Annotated in this window: 16 protein-coding genes and 1 pseudogene; 5 read left to right on the forward strand and 12 right to left on the reverse strand. The window is 60.8% G+C overall.

Translation table 11 applies throughout. From position 1 onward, the window contains the following. Window positions 1-55 precede the first annotated feature (55 nt). Window positions 56-949: a LysR family transcriptional regulator gene (locus NKH28_RS05400; protein WP_352472770.1), complete on the forward strand. Its 894-nt coding sequence runs from the start codon at window positions 56-58 to the stop codon at window positions 947-949. Between the two features lie 140 nt (window positions 950-1,089). Here the strand turns inward: NKH28_RS05400 and NKH28_RS05405 are convergent, their stop codons facing one another. Further along, window positions 1,090-2,685 carry a DEAD/DEAH box helicase gene (locus NKH28_RS05405; protein ID WP_352978084.1) on the reverse strand — a complete coding sequence of 532 codons (1,596 nt, stop codon included), beginning with the start codon at window positions 2,683-2,685 and terminating at the stop codon, window positions 1,090-1,092. A 347-nt stretch (window positions 2,686-3,032) separates the two neighbouring features. On the opposite strand from NKH28_RS05405, the gene NKH28_RS05410 reads away from it, so the two are divergent. Beyond that, window positions 3,033-3,686: an outer membrane protein gene (locus tag NKH28_RS05410; RefSeq protein WP_352451078.1), complete on the forward strand. Its 654-nt coding sequence runs from the start codon at window positions 3,033-3,035 to the stop codon at window positions 3,684-3,686. 81 nt (window positions 3,687-3,767) lie between these two features. Here the strand turns inward: NKH28_RS05410 and NKH28_RS05415 are convergent, their stop codons facing one another. From NKH28_RS05415 to NKH28_RS05440, 6 genes are all read right to left on the reverse strand, one after another. Then, window positions 3,768-4,541, reverse strand: coding sequence for an NAD kinase (locus NKH28_RS05415; protein WP_023679915.1), 774 nt, complete (start codon window positions 4,539-4,541; stop codon window positions 3,768-3,770). Window positions 4,542-5,002: 461 nt separating this feature from the next. Further along, entirely contained in the window at window positions 5,003-5,764 is a 762-nt protein-coding gene (locus tag NKH28_RS05420; RefSeq protein ID WP_352978086.1) for an MBL fold metallo-hydrolase, read from the reverse strand. After that, the gene (locus NKH28_RS05425; RefSeq protein ID WP_352835930.1) at window positions 5,761-6,831 is read right to left on the reverse strand and encodes an ABC transporter ATP-binding protein; all 1,071 of its coding nucleotides are present in this window, start codon (window positions 6,829-6,831) and stop codon (window positions 5,761-5,763) included. The genes NKH28_RS05420 and NKH28_RS05425 overlap by 4 nt, the downstream gene beginning before the upstream one ends. Continuing rightward, window positions 6,828-7,610, reverse strand: coding sequence for an ABC transporter permease (locus NKH28_RS05430; protein ID WP_352501653.1), 783 nt, complete (start codon window positions 7,608-7,610; stop codon window positions 6,828-6,830). Before NKH28_RS05430 ends, NKH28_RS05425 begins: the two co-directional genes overlap by 4 nt. Window positions 7,611-7,612: 2 nt before the next feature. Then, window positions 7,613-8,455, reverse strand: a complete 843-nt coding sequence (locus tag NKH28_RS05435; RefSeq protein ID WP_352472776.1) for an ABC transporter permease — start codon at window positions 8,453-8,455, stop codon at window positions 7,613-7,615. A gap of 13 nt (window positions 8,456-8,468) precedes the next feature. Then, window positions 8,469-9,575: a polyamine ABC transporter substrate-binding protein gene (locus NKH28_RS05440; protein WP_352978087.1), complete on the reverse strand. Its 1,107-nt coding sequence runs from the start codon at window positions 9,573-9,575 to the stop codon at window positions 8,469-8,471. Between the two features lie 90 nt (window positions 9,576-9,665). Between NKH28_RS05440 and NKH28_RS05445 the strand changes: the two genes are divergently transcribed. Beyond that, window positions 9,666-10,280 carry a TetR/AcrR family transcriptional regulator gene (locus NKH28_RS05445; protein ID WP_352746778.1) on the forward strand — a complete coding sequence of 205 codons (615 nt, stop codon included), beginning with the start codon at window positions 9,666-9,668 and terminating at the stop codon, window positions 10,278-10,280. Between the two features lie 55 nt (window positions 10,281-10,335). Here the strand turns inward: NKH28_RS05445 and NKH28_RS05450 are convergent, their stop codons facing one another. From NKH28_RS05450 to NKH28_RS05470, 5 genes are all read right to left on the reverse strand, one after another. Beyond that, a complete protein-coding gene (locus NKH28_RS05450) occupies window positions 10,336-10,536 on the reverse strand; it encodes a DUF2905 domain-containing protein (RefSeq protein WP_352457462.1) in 201 nt (66 codons plus the stop codon). A gap of 52 nt (window positions 10,537-10,588) precedes the next feature. Continuing rightward, window positions 10,589-11,227: a cupin domain-containing protein gene (locus NKH28_RS05455; RefSeq protein WP_352978089.1), complete on the reverse strand. Its 639-nt coding sequence runs from the start codon at window positions 11,225-11,227 to the stop codon at window positions 10,589-10,591. A 135-nt stretch (window positions 11,228-11,362) separates the two neighbouring features. Beyond that, complete coding sequence (locus tag NKH28_RS05460) at window positions 11,363-11,560, reverse strand: hypothetical protein (protein ID WP_352541362.1); 198 nt, start codon at window positions 11,558-11,560, stop codon at window positions 11,363-11,365. Between the two features lie 262 nt (window positions 11,561-11,822). Further along, entirely contained in the window at window positions 11,823-12,062 is a 240-nt protein-coding gene (locus NKH28_RS05465; RefSeq protein ID WP_352541361.1) for a hypothetical protein, read from the reverse strand. 408 nt (window positions 12,063-12,470) lie between these two features. Next, a complete protein-coding gene (locus NKH28_RS05470; protein WP_352970554.1) occupies window positions 12,471-13,556 on the reverse strand; it encodes a hypothetical protein in 1,086 nt (361 codons plus the stop codon). 177 nt (window positions 13,557-13,733) lie between these two features. Between NKH28_RS05470 and NKH28_RS05475 the strand changes: the two genes are divergently transcribed. Both NKH28_RS05475 and NKH28_RS05480 read left to right on the forward strand, forming a co-directional pair. Further along, entirely contained in the window at window positions 13,734-14,132 is a 399-nt protein-coding gene (locus tag NKH28_RS05475) for a hypothetical protein (protein WP_352978091.1), read from the forward strand. A 47-nt stretch (window positions 14,133-14,179) separates the two neighbouring features. Next, a pseudogene (locus tag NKH28_RS05480) lies at window positions 14,180-14,672 on the forward strand (transposase); the annotation flags it as partial.

The raw sequence follows: 14,672 nt of genomic DNA on the forward strand, positions 1-14,672 counted from the left end.
TTGATCGATGTTGCGATAGTTTCTCCCGATTTTCGGTAGAAAGGAGCGATGAGCGATGAGCCGGATAGATGATTTCGAAGCCTTCATTGCCATTGTCGAGCATGGCAGTCTGACGGCTGCCGCACGCCGGCTGAACCGCTCACTGCAGTCGGTCAGCCGGTCCCTGGCGACATTGGAGGAATCAATCGGGGTCGAGCTTCTGCACAGGACGACACGCCGCTCGACGCCGAGCGAAGCCGGAGCGGCCTTTTTCCAGCGCATCAAACCCGCCGTCGAGGAAATTAACGAAGCCAGGCTTCAGGCGGCCAATCGACGGTCGGAGCCATGGGGCATCCTGCGTGTCAGTGCCCCGGTTCTGTTCGGCCCGGACTTCCTCGTGCCGGTCATCGCCGATTATATGCGGACATATCCCCGGGTCGAGGTTGACCTCCAGCTTTCCGATGAATTTGTCGATCTCGATGCCGAGCGCCTCGATTTGGCTGTCCGAATCGGCAATTTGCCGGATTCCAATTTACGTGCGAAGCGCCTGGGCGCGCTGCGGCGCGTGGTGTTCGGCGCACCTGCCTACTTCCAGCAACACGGCCGACCGGCCCATCCGCTCGAATTGCGTGAGCATCAATGCATCGTACGAACCGTCGACGGCCGCCCAGGCGAGTGGATGTTTCAGATTGAAGGCAAGCCCCGGCCGGTGAAGGTCGCGGGTACCTTCCGGTCGAATTTGATGATATCGATCTATGCGGCCGCGGTTCACGGATTGGGTCTGGGCTACTCGCCGCTTTGGCAGGTAAAGCACCTGGTGGACGATGGCCGCCTGGAACTGGTTCTAACCGAATTCGAGCCGGTGCCGGTGCCGATACACGCCGTGTGGCCGGAAGGCAGGTCGTCCTCAGCCAAAGTTCGCGCTTTTCTGGACCTGCTGGCATCCCGCCTGGAGCTCAGGGATCTTTAGCTACATAGCGAGCCTAGCGGCATACGGATCGCCGGCAGCACCAAAATCGACCGCCTCGCAGCAACGCCACAAGATTATCGAGAGCAGTACTTCTCAAAAGAGGGTGCTTCGCGCGTCGGCGGGGCCGCGCGCGAGCCGTGTCAGACCTTGGCGACGATCCGCATGAAGGCCGGCATGTCGTCGCCGAAGCCGACGGTCGCGTCATTGTCTTCCTGGCGCTGGCGGGCAGGGCGCTCGCGCTGCGGCCTGGTGTCGCCCCGTTCCGGCGCGCGCCGTTCGTTGCGATCGGGCGAAGCCTTGCGTTCAGGTGAAGCCTGGCGCTCGCTGTTTTCCGAGCGGATCGCCTCTTTGCGGGTACGCCGCTCGTCGATGTCGGCGACGGTGGCTTCGGCCACGACCGGCTGTTCCGCGCTAACTGCTTCCGGCGCTGCTTCTTCGCTGCGCTTGGCGTGGCGTTCACGCGGTTTGCGCTCGCCCCTGTCCTTGGCGTCATCCTTGCGACCGGCACGGCGTGGCGCACCGCGGCCACGGCGCGGGGCCTCATCCTCGCCGCCTTCGCTGGCAACGACCGTCGACAAATCGCCGTCATGCCACTCGATCTTCGTGCCGATCAGCCGCTCGATGGCGTCGATGTATTTGGTGTCCGACTTGGTCGCGATGGTGAAGGATTTGCCCGAGCGCCCGGCGCGGCCGGTACGGCCGATGCGGTGGACGTAATCCTCCGCGTGGATCGGCACGTCGTAATTGAAGACATGGCTGACATCGGGAATGTCGAGGCCGCGCGCCGCGACATCCGAAGCAACGAGGTAGCGCAGCTTGCCGTCACGGAAATTGGCCAGCATCTGCATGCGCGCGCGCTGGTCCATGTCGCCGTGCAGGGCGCCGGCGTCGAAGTCATATTTCAGCAGCGAGCGGAACAGCTCCGATACCTCGATCTTGCGGTTGCAGAAGATGATGGCGTTCTTCAGCTCGGCATCCTCGGCTTTCATCAGATTGCGCAGCGTCTCGCGCTTGTCCCAGGGTTTCGGGCCGGATTTCACCAGCCGCTGGGTGATGTTGGTGGCGGCCGATGCTGCCTTCGACACTTCGACGCGCACCGGTGCGTGCAGGAATTTCTCGGTGAGCTTGGTGATTTCCGGTGGCATCGTCGCCGAGAAGAACAGCGTCTGCCTGGTGAACGGAATCATCTCGCAGATACGCTCGATGTCGGGGATGAAGCCCATGTCGAGCATGCGGTCGGCCTCGTCGATGACGAGGATCTCGACGCCGTTGAGCAGGAGCTTGCCGCGCTCGCGATGGTCGAGCAGGCGGCCGGGGGTCGCGATCAGCACATCGGCGCCGCGCTCGAGCTTCTTGTCCTGCTCGTCGAAGGACACGCCGCCGATCAGCAGTGCGATGTTGAGCTTGTGGTTCTTGCCGTATTTGACGAAGTTTTCCTCGACCTGCGCGGCGAGCTCGCGCGTCGGCTCGAGGATCAGCGTGCGCGGCATGCGCGCGCGGGCGCGGCCCTTTTCCAGCCGGGTGAGCATCGGCAGGACGAAGGACGCCGTCTTGCCGGTGCCGGTCTGGGCAATGCCCAGCACGTCCTTGCCGAGCAAGGCGTGCGGGATAGCACCAGCCTGGATCGGCGTCGGCTCGGTGTAGCCGGCATCGGTAACTGCGGAAAGGACCTTCGGCGACAGGCCGAGGTCTGCGAAGGTCAACGCTTCTTGAGCGATCTGGGTGTCTGAGGACAAGTTTGGCTGTCTTTGGCTGGTTCGGGGGCGCAACATATGCAGTCGCGGCAAGCGCCGCGCGCCTGCAAGATTGGTATTGCAGGTAGGCGCAAGCCCACGATTTGTCAACACAAACGGGCGGCATTGGTGCGATTGTGAAGCCGTAAGCTTAATCGCGATGGTTACCGCTCGTCGATGGCCCGCTGTTCAGCAAGGCGACATTCTCGCATCAGCGCAGGTGTTGCAGATCAGCAACGCCAGGGTGCATTCATTCTGACCACACGCCAAAGTATCATTTGAGATTTGAAATAACTCAGAAAACTAGCCACAAACGATTCATCCATTTTCTTGGCTAGGGGGGCCACATTATGAAGAAAGCTTTTCTCTCCGCTGCGTTTCTGGCAGCGGCCTTGACTCCGGCGATCGCGGCCGATGTCGTGGAGTTGCCGGTCGCATCAACGTATAACTGGACGGGCCTCTATCTAGGCGCACATGTCGGCGGTGGCAGCAGCAAAGTAGACTGGGAATATACTGGTGGCGGGACGGCTGATCATGATGGCAGCGGCGCCCTGGGCGGCGTCCAGGCCGGTTACAATTTCCAGAGCGGAAATATAGTCTATGGCGTCGAGGCGGACATCTCGGCCGCCCATATCGATGGCGGCACGGACTGTCCGAACCCCACCTTCTCTTGCGATTCCGATGTAAAGATGCTCGGATCGCTGCGTGGCCGAATTGGCTATGCGATGGATAGGCTGCTGATCTACGGTACCGGCGGTCTCGGCTTCGGCAGGGTTGAGATTAGCACAAGCGGTCCGATCGGGACCAACGGCACCTCGAAAACCAGAGCAGGCTGGACCCTGGGCGCGGGCCTGGAATATGCCTTTACCGATCACTGGTCGCTCAAGGGCGAATACAAATATTTCGATCTGGGCAAGAGCGATTATACAGTCGACACCGGCCTGAATGTCGAAGCAAAGGTCCGCATACACACCGGAGTCATCGGCTTGAATTACAAGTTCTGATCGCAACGATCGGCCGCCGCAACACTTGTGTTGTCAAATAGGAACCCGGCCTCGTGCCGGGTTTTTATTTGCACGGTCTGTTCAATACCTGAACTGTTCGGCGAGAATGCGCTCGTTCCACGAATGGTTGGGATCGAACAGCAGCGTCGCCGTTGCCGTCGGCGATTCCCTCACCGTGACCGTCGTCACCGCCTTGACCTCGGTGTGGTCGGCGGCGGCATTCACCGGCCGCTTTTCCGGCTCCAGAATGTCGAAACGCACGATCGCCTTGTTGGAGAGCAGCGCGCCGCGCCAGCGGCGCGGACGAAACGGGCTGACCGGGGTCAGCGCCAGCAGCGGAGCGTCGAGCGGCAGGATCGGCCCGTGCGCCGACAGATTATACGCGGTCGAGCCGGCCGGCGTCGCAATCATCACGCCGTCGCAGTGCAATTCCTCCAGCCGCTCTTGCCCATCCACGGTGATGCGGATCTTGGCCGTCTGGTACGACTGGCGCCAAAGCGCGACCTCGTTGATCGCGAGCGCCGAAATCGTCTCGCCTTCGGCCGTCACCGCCTGCATCTCCAGCGGACGGATCGTTTCGGCAACGGCCGCCGCGATGCGCCCGGTCAAGCCGCTGGCGCGGTATTCGTTCATCAGAAAACCGATGGTGCCACGGTTCATGCCGTAGACCTTCTTTCCCGTGCTCATCGTCTCACGCAGGGTCTGCAGCAGAAAGCCGTCGCCGCCGAGCGCCACGACGATCCCGGCTTCTTCGACGGAGGCCTGGCCGTAACGCGCAGAGAGGCTTTCCAGCGCTGCATTGGCGTCGGCTGTACCGGATGAGACGAAGGCGAAACGGCTGGCGGTTTTGCTCATGGCTCTCAACGACAACCGATTGGCGACGACCGTCTGGCGACCGATTGGCGGCGACCGGTTGCTGGGCCGCGCCAGCGCCGGGTTAGCATGGGTGGGCATTTCTGCAAAGGGAGGGAGGTGCCTGGAGATGGCGACCAAACAAGCCGCACTCGCGCATCATGTCGGAGGACAAAATGATGTGATGGTTAAGACTCGCCTTAAACTCTCGTAAAGCCATATCGATCATGTTAGCCGGCAGCGGACGGGCGGCGTGGGGGCTAACCAGTCGAGGCCGATCTATTGCCGCTGGCACGCTTGATTGTTGTCTTCCTGATGCTGGCAAGTTTTGCCCTGGCTTTCGCGGAACTGGTGCGCCAGGCGGAGGAAAAGAGCTTTAGACCCGAGCCCACGGCCTCGCGCTGCGGCGACGCGGCGGGGACACCCTGTCCGCAAAGGGCGCTTTGACGCCACAGCGCCAGTGCTTATCGGGCTTGCAACAGATGGCAGCCGGCCTGGCGCTTTTGCGCGAGATACTCGTCGACAAGCTGGCGATAGCGGACTTTGCCGAAGCTCGGGAAATGGCCGCCGTGCACGACCGAGACATCGAGATCGCGCATGCGCAGCAGCGTTTCGACATAATCCTCGATATCGGAGTGATAGACGTCGTCGATCAGCGGGCCGTCATAGATGATGTCGCCGGAAAACAGGATGCCCGTCCTGTTTTCGTAGAGCGCAATGCCGCCGGGTGAATGGCCGGGCGTGTGGATGACCTCGAAGGCACGGTCGCCGAGATCGACGATGTCGCCTTGCTCGAGCAACCGGCCGGCTGGTGCGGGCAGGATCCGGTAGCGCTTCGTGTCCCAGCCTTGCGGCATGCCGTCGAACATCTCGTCGGTGGCATAGCGGTCGGCAACCGTCCATTCGTTGCGTGGATCGGCGAGGATTTCGGCCTCGGCCGGGTGCACGCAGCGGTCGGGAAATTCGTGATGGCAGCCGATATGATCGAAATGGGTGTGACTGGCCACGCAGGTGAGCTTGCGCTCCGTGACCAGCGGCACGTGGCGGCGCAGGCTGAAATGCCCGAGGCCGGTATCGAACAGAAGATCGCGGTCGCGGCCGCGCACATGCCAGATGTTGCAGCGGAAGAACGGCTTGATCCACGGCTCGTGGATCAGCGTCACGCCATCGCCCATGCGGATAGTTTCGTACCAGTCAGGAGCGTCGATGATTGGAAGCGTGCTCATGTTTGGTCCGCAAGCAGGATGATGTCGCCAGCATCGCACGATACCGCGACAACGTCGCCCGGCTGGACGGCCGATGCGGCCGCGACCTTGGCGATGAAGTGCAGCGCCGGGTCGGTCGTGGAGGTCCCCAGCACACGCTTGAAGCTGCCCTGGAAGACGACGTCGCTGACCTTGACCATGCCAAGCGCCACAGCACCGCCTGCAGCGCCGAGAACAAGATGCTCCGGGCGGATGGCCAGCGCAACGGCCAAGCCGGGCGGCAATGTGCCGGGCAGCGAGAGCGACCCAAGCTTCGTGGTGACGGCGATTTTGCCGCTCTTCGCCTCGGTCACCGTTCCCGATATCAGCGTGCTTTCGCCCATGAAAGTCGCGGAAAAGCGCGTCGCTGGCCGGGCATAGACGCGCTCGGGCGGTCCTTCGTCCTCGATGCGCCCGTCATTCATCACCACGCAATGATCGGCCAGCGCCATCGCCTCTTCCTGATCGTGAGTGACGTGGATGAAGGCGGTGCCGACGCGTTTCTGGATCGCCTTCAACTCGTCCTGCATCTGCCGGCGCAATTTCAGGTCGAGCGCGCCGAGCGGCTCGTCGAGCAACAGCACCGCCGGCTCGACCACCAGGGCGCGCGCCAGTGCCACGCGCTGCCGCTGACCGCCGGAAAGCTGGTGCGGCTTCTTGTCGAAGGCAGTGGCGAGGCCAACCAGCGCCAGCGCCTCGCGCGCCCTTGCTGCCCGGGTTGCGGCATCGACACCCCGCATGCGCAGGCCGAAGCCGACATTGCTGCCGACGCTCATATGCGGAAACAGCGCGTAGTCCTGGAACACGGTCGTCGTCGGCCGCTTCGCCGGTGGCACGGCAGTGCAGTCCTCGCCGCGGATCAGCACCTTGCCTTCGCTCGGCGTGACGAAGCCGCCGAGGATGGACAGAAGCGTCGTCTTGCCGGACCCGGACGGCCCGAGCAGGATCGTGTAGCTGCCCGGCTCGATCGTCAGCGAGACGTTCTTCAGCACGGTATGCTGGCCGAAGCGATGCGAGACGGAGCTTATATCGACCAGTGGCGCACTCATGCCGGCTTCCTCCGCAACAGCATCAGCTCGAACAATACCACCAGCACGATGGAGACGGCGAAGACCAGCGAGCCGACGGCGTTGGTCTTGGGATTGAGGCCGGAGCGCAGCAGGTTCCAGATCTCGACCGGCAGCGTCGTATCGAAGCGCGTCAATAGGAACGAGATGACGAATTCGTCCCAGGAGAAGGTCATCGACAGAAAGAAACCGGCGAAGATCGCCGGTGCCATGACAGGCACGGTGATCAGCAGCAGCACCTTCCATTCGGGCGCGCCGAGGTCGCGCGCGGCGCGCTCGATGTTGATCTGGTGGTCGCCCATCTGGCTGTAGACGATGGCAAAGCAGAGCGGCAGGTTGATCACGACGTGGCCGATGCCGGCGGCAGTGAGCGACTTCGGCACGCCGGCCCAGTTGAACAGCACCAGCAGCCCCATGCCGATGATGAGATAGCTGACGGTCAAGGGCAAGGTGATCAGCCCGCGCATCAGGCCCGAGCCCGGCAAAGCGAAGCGCGCAAAACCCCAGGCGGAGAGAAAGCCCAACGTGACGGCGGCAGCCGAGGAGACGACCGCCACCAGCAGCGAATTGACCAGAGCCGAAGTCAGCCGCGTGTCGGCGAGCACGGCCTCGTACCAGCGCAGCGAAGGCCCGGTGAAGGGCGGGATCGGAAACGACGTCGCCTGCAGCGAAAACAGCACCAGAACGATGACTGGCAGAAAGATAAAGCCGTAGATTGCGATGGCGTAAAGGCCGGAGACGAGGCGGATGAGCGCGCGCATGGTCAGGCCCGCTCGATCTTCAGCCAGCGGGAGCAGGCGAGGTAGGCGATGGTGACCACCGCCATCAGGATGATCGACAACGCCGAAGCGAGCGGAAAGTCGCCGCGCCGGCCGATCTGCATCATGACGAGCTGCGGCATCAAAAGCTCGTTGTTGCCGCCGAGGATCTGCGGCGTGATGTAGTCGCCGATGCACAGCACGAAGGTGAGGAAGGCGCCGACCATGATACCGGGGAGCGTCAGCGGCAGAACGACATGCAGGAAAGTCCGAACCGGCCCGGCGCCGAGGTCGGCGGCGGCCTTGCGATAGCTGGGGCTGAGCTGCTTCAGATTGGCGAAGATCGTCAGCGTCAACAGCATGACGAAGAAATGCACGAAGCCGATGACGGTGGCCAGCCGCGTATTGGCGAGCTGCAGCGGTTCGCTGAACAGGCCGGAGCCGGTCAACGCATGGTTGACGACGCCGTTCTGCGCCAGCACCAGCAGCCACGAATAGGAGCGCACGACATAGGAGGTCCAGAACGGCAGCACCGCCAGCATCAGCGCCAGCCGCTGCCAGCGCTCCGGCACCTGCTCGGCCAGGATCCAGGCAAAAGGATAGGCGAGCAGCACGGAGATCACGGTGACGATCGCTGTGACCTGCAGCGAGTTCACCATCGCCTGCCAGTAGGACGGATTGGCAAAGAACTGGCTGTAGTTGGACAGCGTGAAGCCGCCGCCTTCATGTGCCGTCAGGCTGGATACCGCCATGGCGACGAAGGGCAGCACGAAGAACAGCAACGTCCAGCCGAGCGCCGGCGTGACCAGCGCCCAGGGCAGGGCACGCCCACTGTTGACGGCGTTCACGACCGGCAGCCGGTCATTGCGCCTGCAGCATTTCGGTCCAGACGTCCTGCATCTTCTTGTCGAGATCGGCATTCGGCGCAGGATAGGACTGGGCGCGGGCGAGGAATTCCGGCTGCTCGTCGAAGCGCAGGATCTTCTTCTGCTCGTCGCTCAACGCCGCCTTGCTGTTAGCCGGCATGCCCCAATAGCAGGACGAGGTGGCGAGCCGCGCCTGGCCTTCGGGGCTCATAATGTACTGGATGAATTTAAGCGCAAGCTCCTTGTTCTTGGAATCCTTGAACATTGCCAGCGACTGCGACCACAGCACGGCTCCTTCTTTCGGGATAGAGAAGTCGAGGGCAGGGTTTTCCTTGGCCAGCCCCGCCGTCACCCATTCGCCGCCGCCGACCAGAATGTCGACCTCGCCGGTCGCCAGCGCCGTCTGGCTGGCGGTCACTTCGCCGACCAGCTTTGCGTTGGCCTTCATTTTGAGCAGCTCTTCCTTGATGGCGGGAAGGTCGGCTTCGGTCAGCTCGGCGGTCTTTTTGCCGATCGCCAGTGCGGCCATGCCGATGACCGGCAGGTAATAATCGTAGATGGCGATCTTGCCCTTGTACTTATCGCCGGTCAGCGCGGCAAGCGACTGCATGTCGGCCGGATCGACCTTGGTCTTGTTGTAGCCGATCGTGTTGTAGCCGAACTTTTCGGTGATGCCGTAGCGCTTGCCGTCGACGACGGTGGAACTGTCCATCTTCACCTGCGGAAACAGGTCGGCCAGCGGCAGCTTGTCTTCCGGCAGTGGCTCGAACAGGCCTTTTTCGACGCCGCGCGGTATGTCGATGCTGTCGATCACCATCACGTCCCAGTCGCCGGGCTGCGATTGTTCGACGATGGCCAGGCCGGCGCCGGTGCCTTCAAACTCCTTGACATTGACCTTGACGCCGTTCGCTTCCTCGAACGGCTGCAGCAGCGCCGGATCGGCGTGATCGCACCAGATCAGCGCGTTGAGATCCTGCGCCTGAGCGAGGCTGCCCGCCGCCAGCAGCAGTGCTGCCGCGGCACACGCGCCTTGGAGATGGCTCTTCAGAACGGAAAGCGGATTCCTGACGGTTGGATTGGGGGTCTTTGGATTGACGGACATCGAGTGTTCTCCCTTGCCTTTTTGGCTTGTAGGAAAAATTGAACCAATTCTAAAATTGAGTCAATTCTGTTTTTGTGGCAAACAGCCGTTATGAGCGGATTGCGGGCAAGGCAGAAGGCGGATCGGCACCGCCGCATCATCGAGGCGGCGGCGGCGCTTTTCCGCGATGCCGGTTATGAAGGCGCCAAGATCGAGACCATCGCGGCGCAGGCCGAAGTCTCGGTCGGTACCATCTACAATTACTACCAGAACAAGGGCGACATCCTCGGCGCCATCGTCTCGATGGAGGTCAACGAGGTGCTGAATGCCGGGCGCGGCGTCGTCGCCAACCCACCGGCCAATGTCGGCGACGCTCTCGATACGCTGCTCGGCATCTATATCGAGCACTCGCTGCATTATCTCAGCAAGGAGATGTGGCGGCAGGCGATGGCGATCTCGACGCAACTGCCCGACAGCCCGTTCGGCCAGGCCTATACCGGGCTGGACCGCGCCCTGACCGAGCAGATCCGCGCGCTGATCGTCCGCCTGCAGGCGCTCGGCCTGGTGCGCCGCGACATCGACGGGCCGGCGCTCGGCGAACTCATCTTCAACAACATGAACATGATGTTCATCGAATTCGTGAAGCGCGAAGGGGCGAGGATTGCCGAACTGCGGGCGGCGATACGACGGCAGAACCGGATTTTGGTTGCGGCGATCGGAGTGTAAGAAGGTCAAGAGCGAGTTGGGCCTGCAACACAAATCGCCGCAGCCGGAGCATCGCCTACCGGTTGATCAGCCATAGAATGGCCGAGAGCACGATGCTGACCAGTATCCCCGTGGTAATAGGGACATAAAGCCTGAAGTTCTCACGCTCGATCACGATATCGCCGGGCAGCCTGCCAAGGCCGGTCCGGGCCAACCAAGGCCACAGCAGGCCTAAGGCAACTATGCTGAGACCAACGACGATCAGAGTTCGCGACATGGCAGCATCCTGCCGGCCGACAAAAATGCCGGGCGCCCAATATGGACCCGGATCATCCGGCTACTAGGCCTGCTCGAGCAAGGATTTCAGGAGCCGGCGTGACATGCCCGTGCGGCTTGCAGTAGTCCGGGTCGATCGCGCGATAGCCGAGCAGATGGCCGAGTGGCGCCAGGATCGCCAGCGCCACTCGCTGAATCGCAGGTGGCGGGTGCGTGAAGACGATCACGTCGGCAAATTCCCTGGCGATGACTGCTGCCTGAAGCGGCGAAGGTCTACCTTTTCTGTCTACCTTGCCGGCATTGGCCAGGCCGAAGAGCATGCCGATCAGCAGCTCGAAACGGTTCGGGTCGACATTGTCCGCACCTGGCGCCCGGTCGACTTCGACCAGGACATGCGCTTCTTCGGTTTTGCTGCTGTTCCACCAATCATGTGCGACGCCTGCTTCGACCGTGGCGGATTGGCCAGGCTCCAGGGACAAAGTCTTCCCGGCGATGCAAGCGTCGAGACGGCCACGGAGGACGGTAAACCGTTCCGTCAGGTTCGGGTGGAAGTGCTCGCCCACCACTGCGGCTCCCGGCCGGGCGGTCAGATGAGCGATGCCAGGTCCCTGGCCGCGGTCTTCGGTGCCACGCAGGATGACCGCATATTCGCCGGTCACCTTGTTCTCGTAGACATCTCCACAGCGTGACATGGATCGGTTCCGGAGTTTCAGAGCACCACTGCCCGGCAACTCTATCGTCAACGGCTTGGTCGTTCAACGACGCTCCAACGGGCGATTGCGGAAACACCAGTTTCCGGCTCTTCGTCAACGCGGGCGATCAGCGCTCTACCGAACATGCTTAGGCGGCCGCGCTCGCGGAAACGGCACGACCGTCAGTGGCGCCTTGCGGAATTCCGCGATGGCTATTTCTTCAATCAGCGCGTCGAGGACCTCGTTGACGCGTCGGCTCGTTTCATCTGCGCCGCAGAGGCGGTTTTGTGCGCACTCCAAAAGCTCGCGCGCCGCGGCGAAATCACTTCGCATGACAACACCCGTTGGTTTGGCCCGCCACGGGGCATTGTCGGCGCGCTTAATTGAGCGAGTGCTAATATACACAGGGGCAATTTAATCGAATGCTGTTAAATGGCCGGAGCCGGAGAGGGGCCGAAATGATGGCTGTAAGGGCTAGGCACTAATGGGCTCGGCGTCTCTTGGTATGAGATGCCAAAGCGCAATCTGGCGTCAGATTAAGCCGGCAATTTCACGCGACGTTTGTGGTTCCCGACGGGGACGGAACGCGTGGCCCCTAAAACGTTCTTGGGCGGCTAAGATATTCTCTGGCGGCGGCAATCTGGCGCCGGTGCTCGCGCAGGAAGGCTGCGCCGAAACAAATGGCGAAGGCCAGTACGGAAAGGCTTGTCGTTGCTCTTGATGTTGGATCGGGGTCGGGACTTGTCAGCAAACGAAAACCGAACGCGAAGGCGAAGACGATAAGGCCGCCAAACATCCCGTTGATGAAGGGGGCGGTCGTGCGTTTCTGCTCCAACGGAAACTCCCATGGTTTCCGATGCAGTTATATGCGTTTGAATTGATGTGCCACCGCTCTTGACGGCCCGACCCTGTGGAAATCGGGGATGACCTGACGTCGATGCCCTTGAAGGCGGGAATCTAGAATACTGCATGGGGTCTATAACGCCAAGGACGCCAAAGGTTCATTCCATTTTGGCGAATAACGTCACATGGATGTTCGGACCTCAACGACACCAGCCGGCTGCGACAGCTTCTCCTCCAGGTATGAGCAGCAAACATTCAAAGAGCCGCTGGTACTGCTCAGCAAACGTGAATTCCTTGTAGTTTCAACAACTAACGATTGCCAAGACGCAAATGGGTGCGAGCAGGGGAATGGCAGGGGCAAAGTGCCGTCCAATGCACGTCCGTAAATCTGCTGTGAGAACTACCATCCGGGGCCGCCGCCACCGGCTTTATCGGACAGCAGTTTCACCGCCTCGCGCTCTTGTTGGTAAGCCAGAATTGCGTTGCGAGCCCCCAAGATAGCGGCAATCAACTCTTTCGTTTCGCCATCACCATCGGCCCCGTTGTCTTCCGTGTTTTCATCTGGCGGGGGAGGAGCGACGAAATCAATTTCTCCCCCGCTCTCTCCAAACCGGAGTAGTTTCTGAATGGCTTTGCCCAACGCGTTGGTTTTGTCCCCATCGACAGCGCCCGGCACCATGGCCGCAATCTGCGCCTCGATGCGCTTTTCGGCTCCTGCTCTCGCTTCGTTCCGGAGCCTATCAAATTCGGCTTCCATAGTTTTCGTCAGGATTTTCTGCTGTCGCAAGTTTTCCAGTGCTGCTTGAAGCGATAGCACCTCCTTGGCGGTGCTAGTGATGTGCTTCGCGATAGTCGCGAGAAGTCTGCTCAGAGCATACGTAACAGACAGGACCAGAATTACCGAACCCGTCGAGGCACCGATCACCTTGGCGTCTTCGGGTGCCTCTCCGCTCATCATCGCAACCCCGCGAACGATCTGATACCATTCGTCCGCCGACGTCTTCCAGTCCTTAATATTTCGGATTGACGCGTCATTTCGAAAGCCAATTCGAACCGTTATCCGTCCGTCCTCGTCGGATAGTTTTTCACGGTCAAGACCAAGCTGGTCGACGGCGGTCGCATATCCACTGAGCTTTTGACCTGCAGCGTTGATTGCTTCGATTGCATCGGCGACGTTTTGATTGGTCGTCGCGGGATCGTAGGCTTCGGCCCTCACTATGCTTCCGATCCACCGCGCTCCCTCAGGCCCTACCAACTCCTGCACTTTTAAGTCGCGCAAGAGCGCTAACTGCTGAAGGGACAACTGACCAATCGCCATCTCATTTAGGAATTGCACAAGTGCCGACAAGGGAGCCTCAATCGGTACTTTGCTCGGCTGACTAGCGTTGTTGCTGGTCGCGTTGTGCAGTTCGGTGTAAAGAGTCCTCAAGGGCTTAAGGTACGTTTTGTACCAACTCGCCAAATCATAAAGTTCGAATATGTTCACGAAGCCCCCATTCCGATTTCTTATTCACGTATAGCGGCATTTCTACATTGCCGGCTAGCGAGATCAACCGTCGTCCAAAGTCCAGCCTATATCAAAGATCGAAACCGATTGCAGGCGACCCGCCCGTTGCCCTAGTTCACTGCTTGAAAATAATTGTCTTCGCGAAAGACCTACGTCTTGGCAAAACAAACAAATAAAATTGATCCCGCGCTAGCGCTTCCAACGTTGAGAAGGCTTCTCTCCGAAACTGACGACGCGCACTTTTTGTGCATGATTTGGGCTGTCCACGCCATTCAAGACGGACGAAATAGCGGGGCCGCAAAATTTTTGAACTACCCGAAAGAGGCTGCTACACAAGATTTGGGCTCAACATACATGGCATTCCCTTGGGACCTTGAGACGCTCATCACTCTAGATTTTAATACTCCCAAAATCAGAATGCCAACTCGACCGTTGAACACACGTGAATTCAACACGGTCGCAGACATTGTAAACCTGCTTCGCTCAGTCGAAGACGACGAGACGCCGGGCAGGGTGGATGAAACCAACGTATTAATGGTGACCTTGCCCCTCTGATCTAATCCGGTTTGAAGTTCGTTCTGGCCCATCGAGAGGACCAGGACATGAAACGTAGCCGCTTCTCTGAAGAGCAGATCATCGGAATTTTGAAGGAACATGAGGCCGGGGTATCGGTTGCCGATCTGTGCCGCAAGCACGGGGTCAGCGACGCCTCGATTTACAACTGGAAGGCCCGCTTCGGCGGGATGGATGTCTCCGAGGCTCGGCGACTGAAGGCTCTGGAGGACGAGAACACGCGGCTGAAGCGGCTTCTGGCCGACGCCATGCTCGACAATGCCGCATTGAAGGATCTTGTGGGAAAGAAATGGTGACGCCCGCGGCCAAGCGGAAAGCTGTCGCTCGCCTGAAGGAAGGCTTCGGGATGAGCGAACGGCGGGCGTGTAAAGCCATCGGCTGTTGCCGCATGACGGTTCGCTACGAGACCAGCAGGCCGAACGACCGCGAGCTTCGCGAGCGGATGAAGGCGATCGCGCAGGAGCGTCGCCGGTTCGGCTACCGGCGTCTTCTCGTGATGCTGAGGCGGGAGGGCCTGGTCGT

Origin of the sequence: Mesorhizobium sp. M1227 (assembly GCF_040318315.1) — a bacterium.
Taxonomy (GTDB): domain Bacteria; phylum Pseudomonadota; class Alphaproteobacteria; order Rhizobiales; family Rhizobiaceae; genus Mesorhizobium.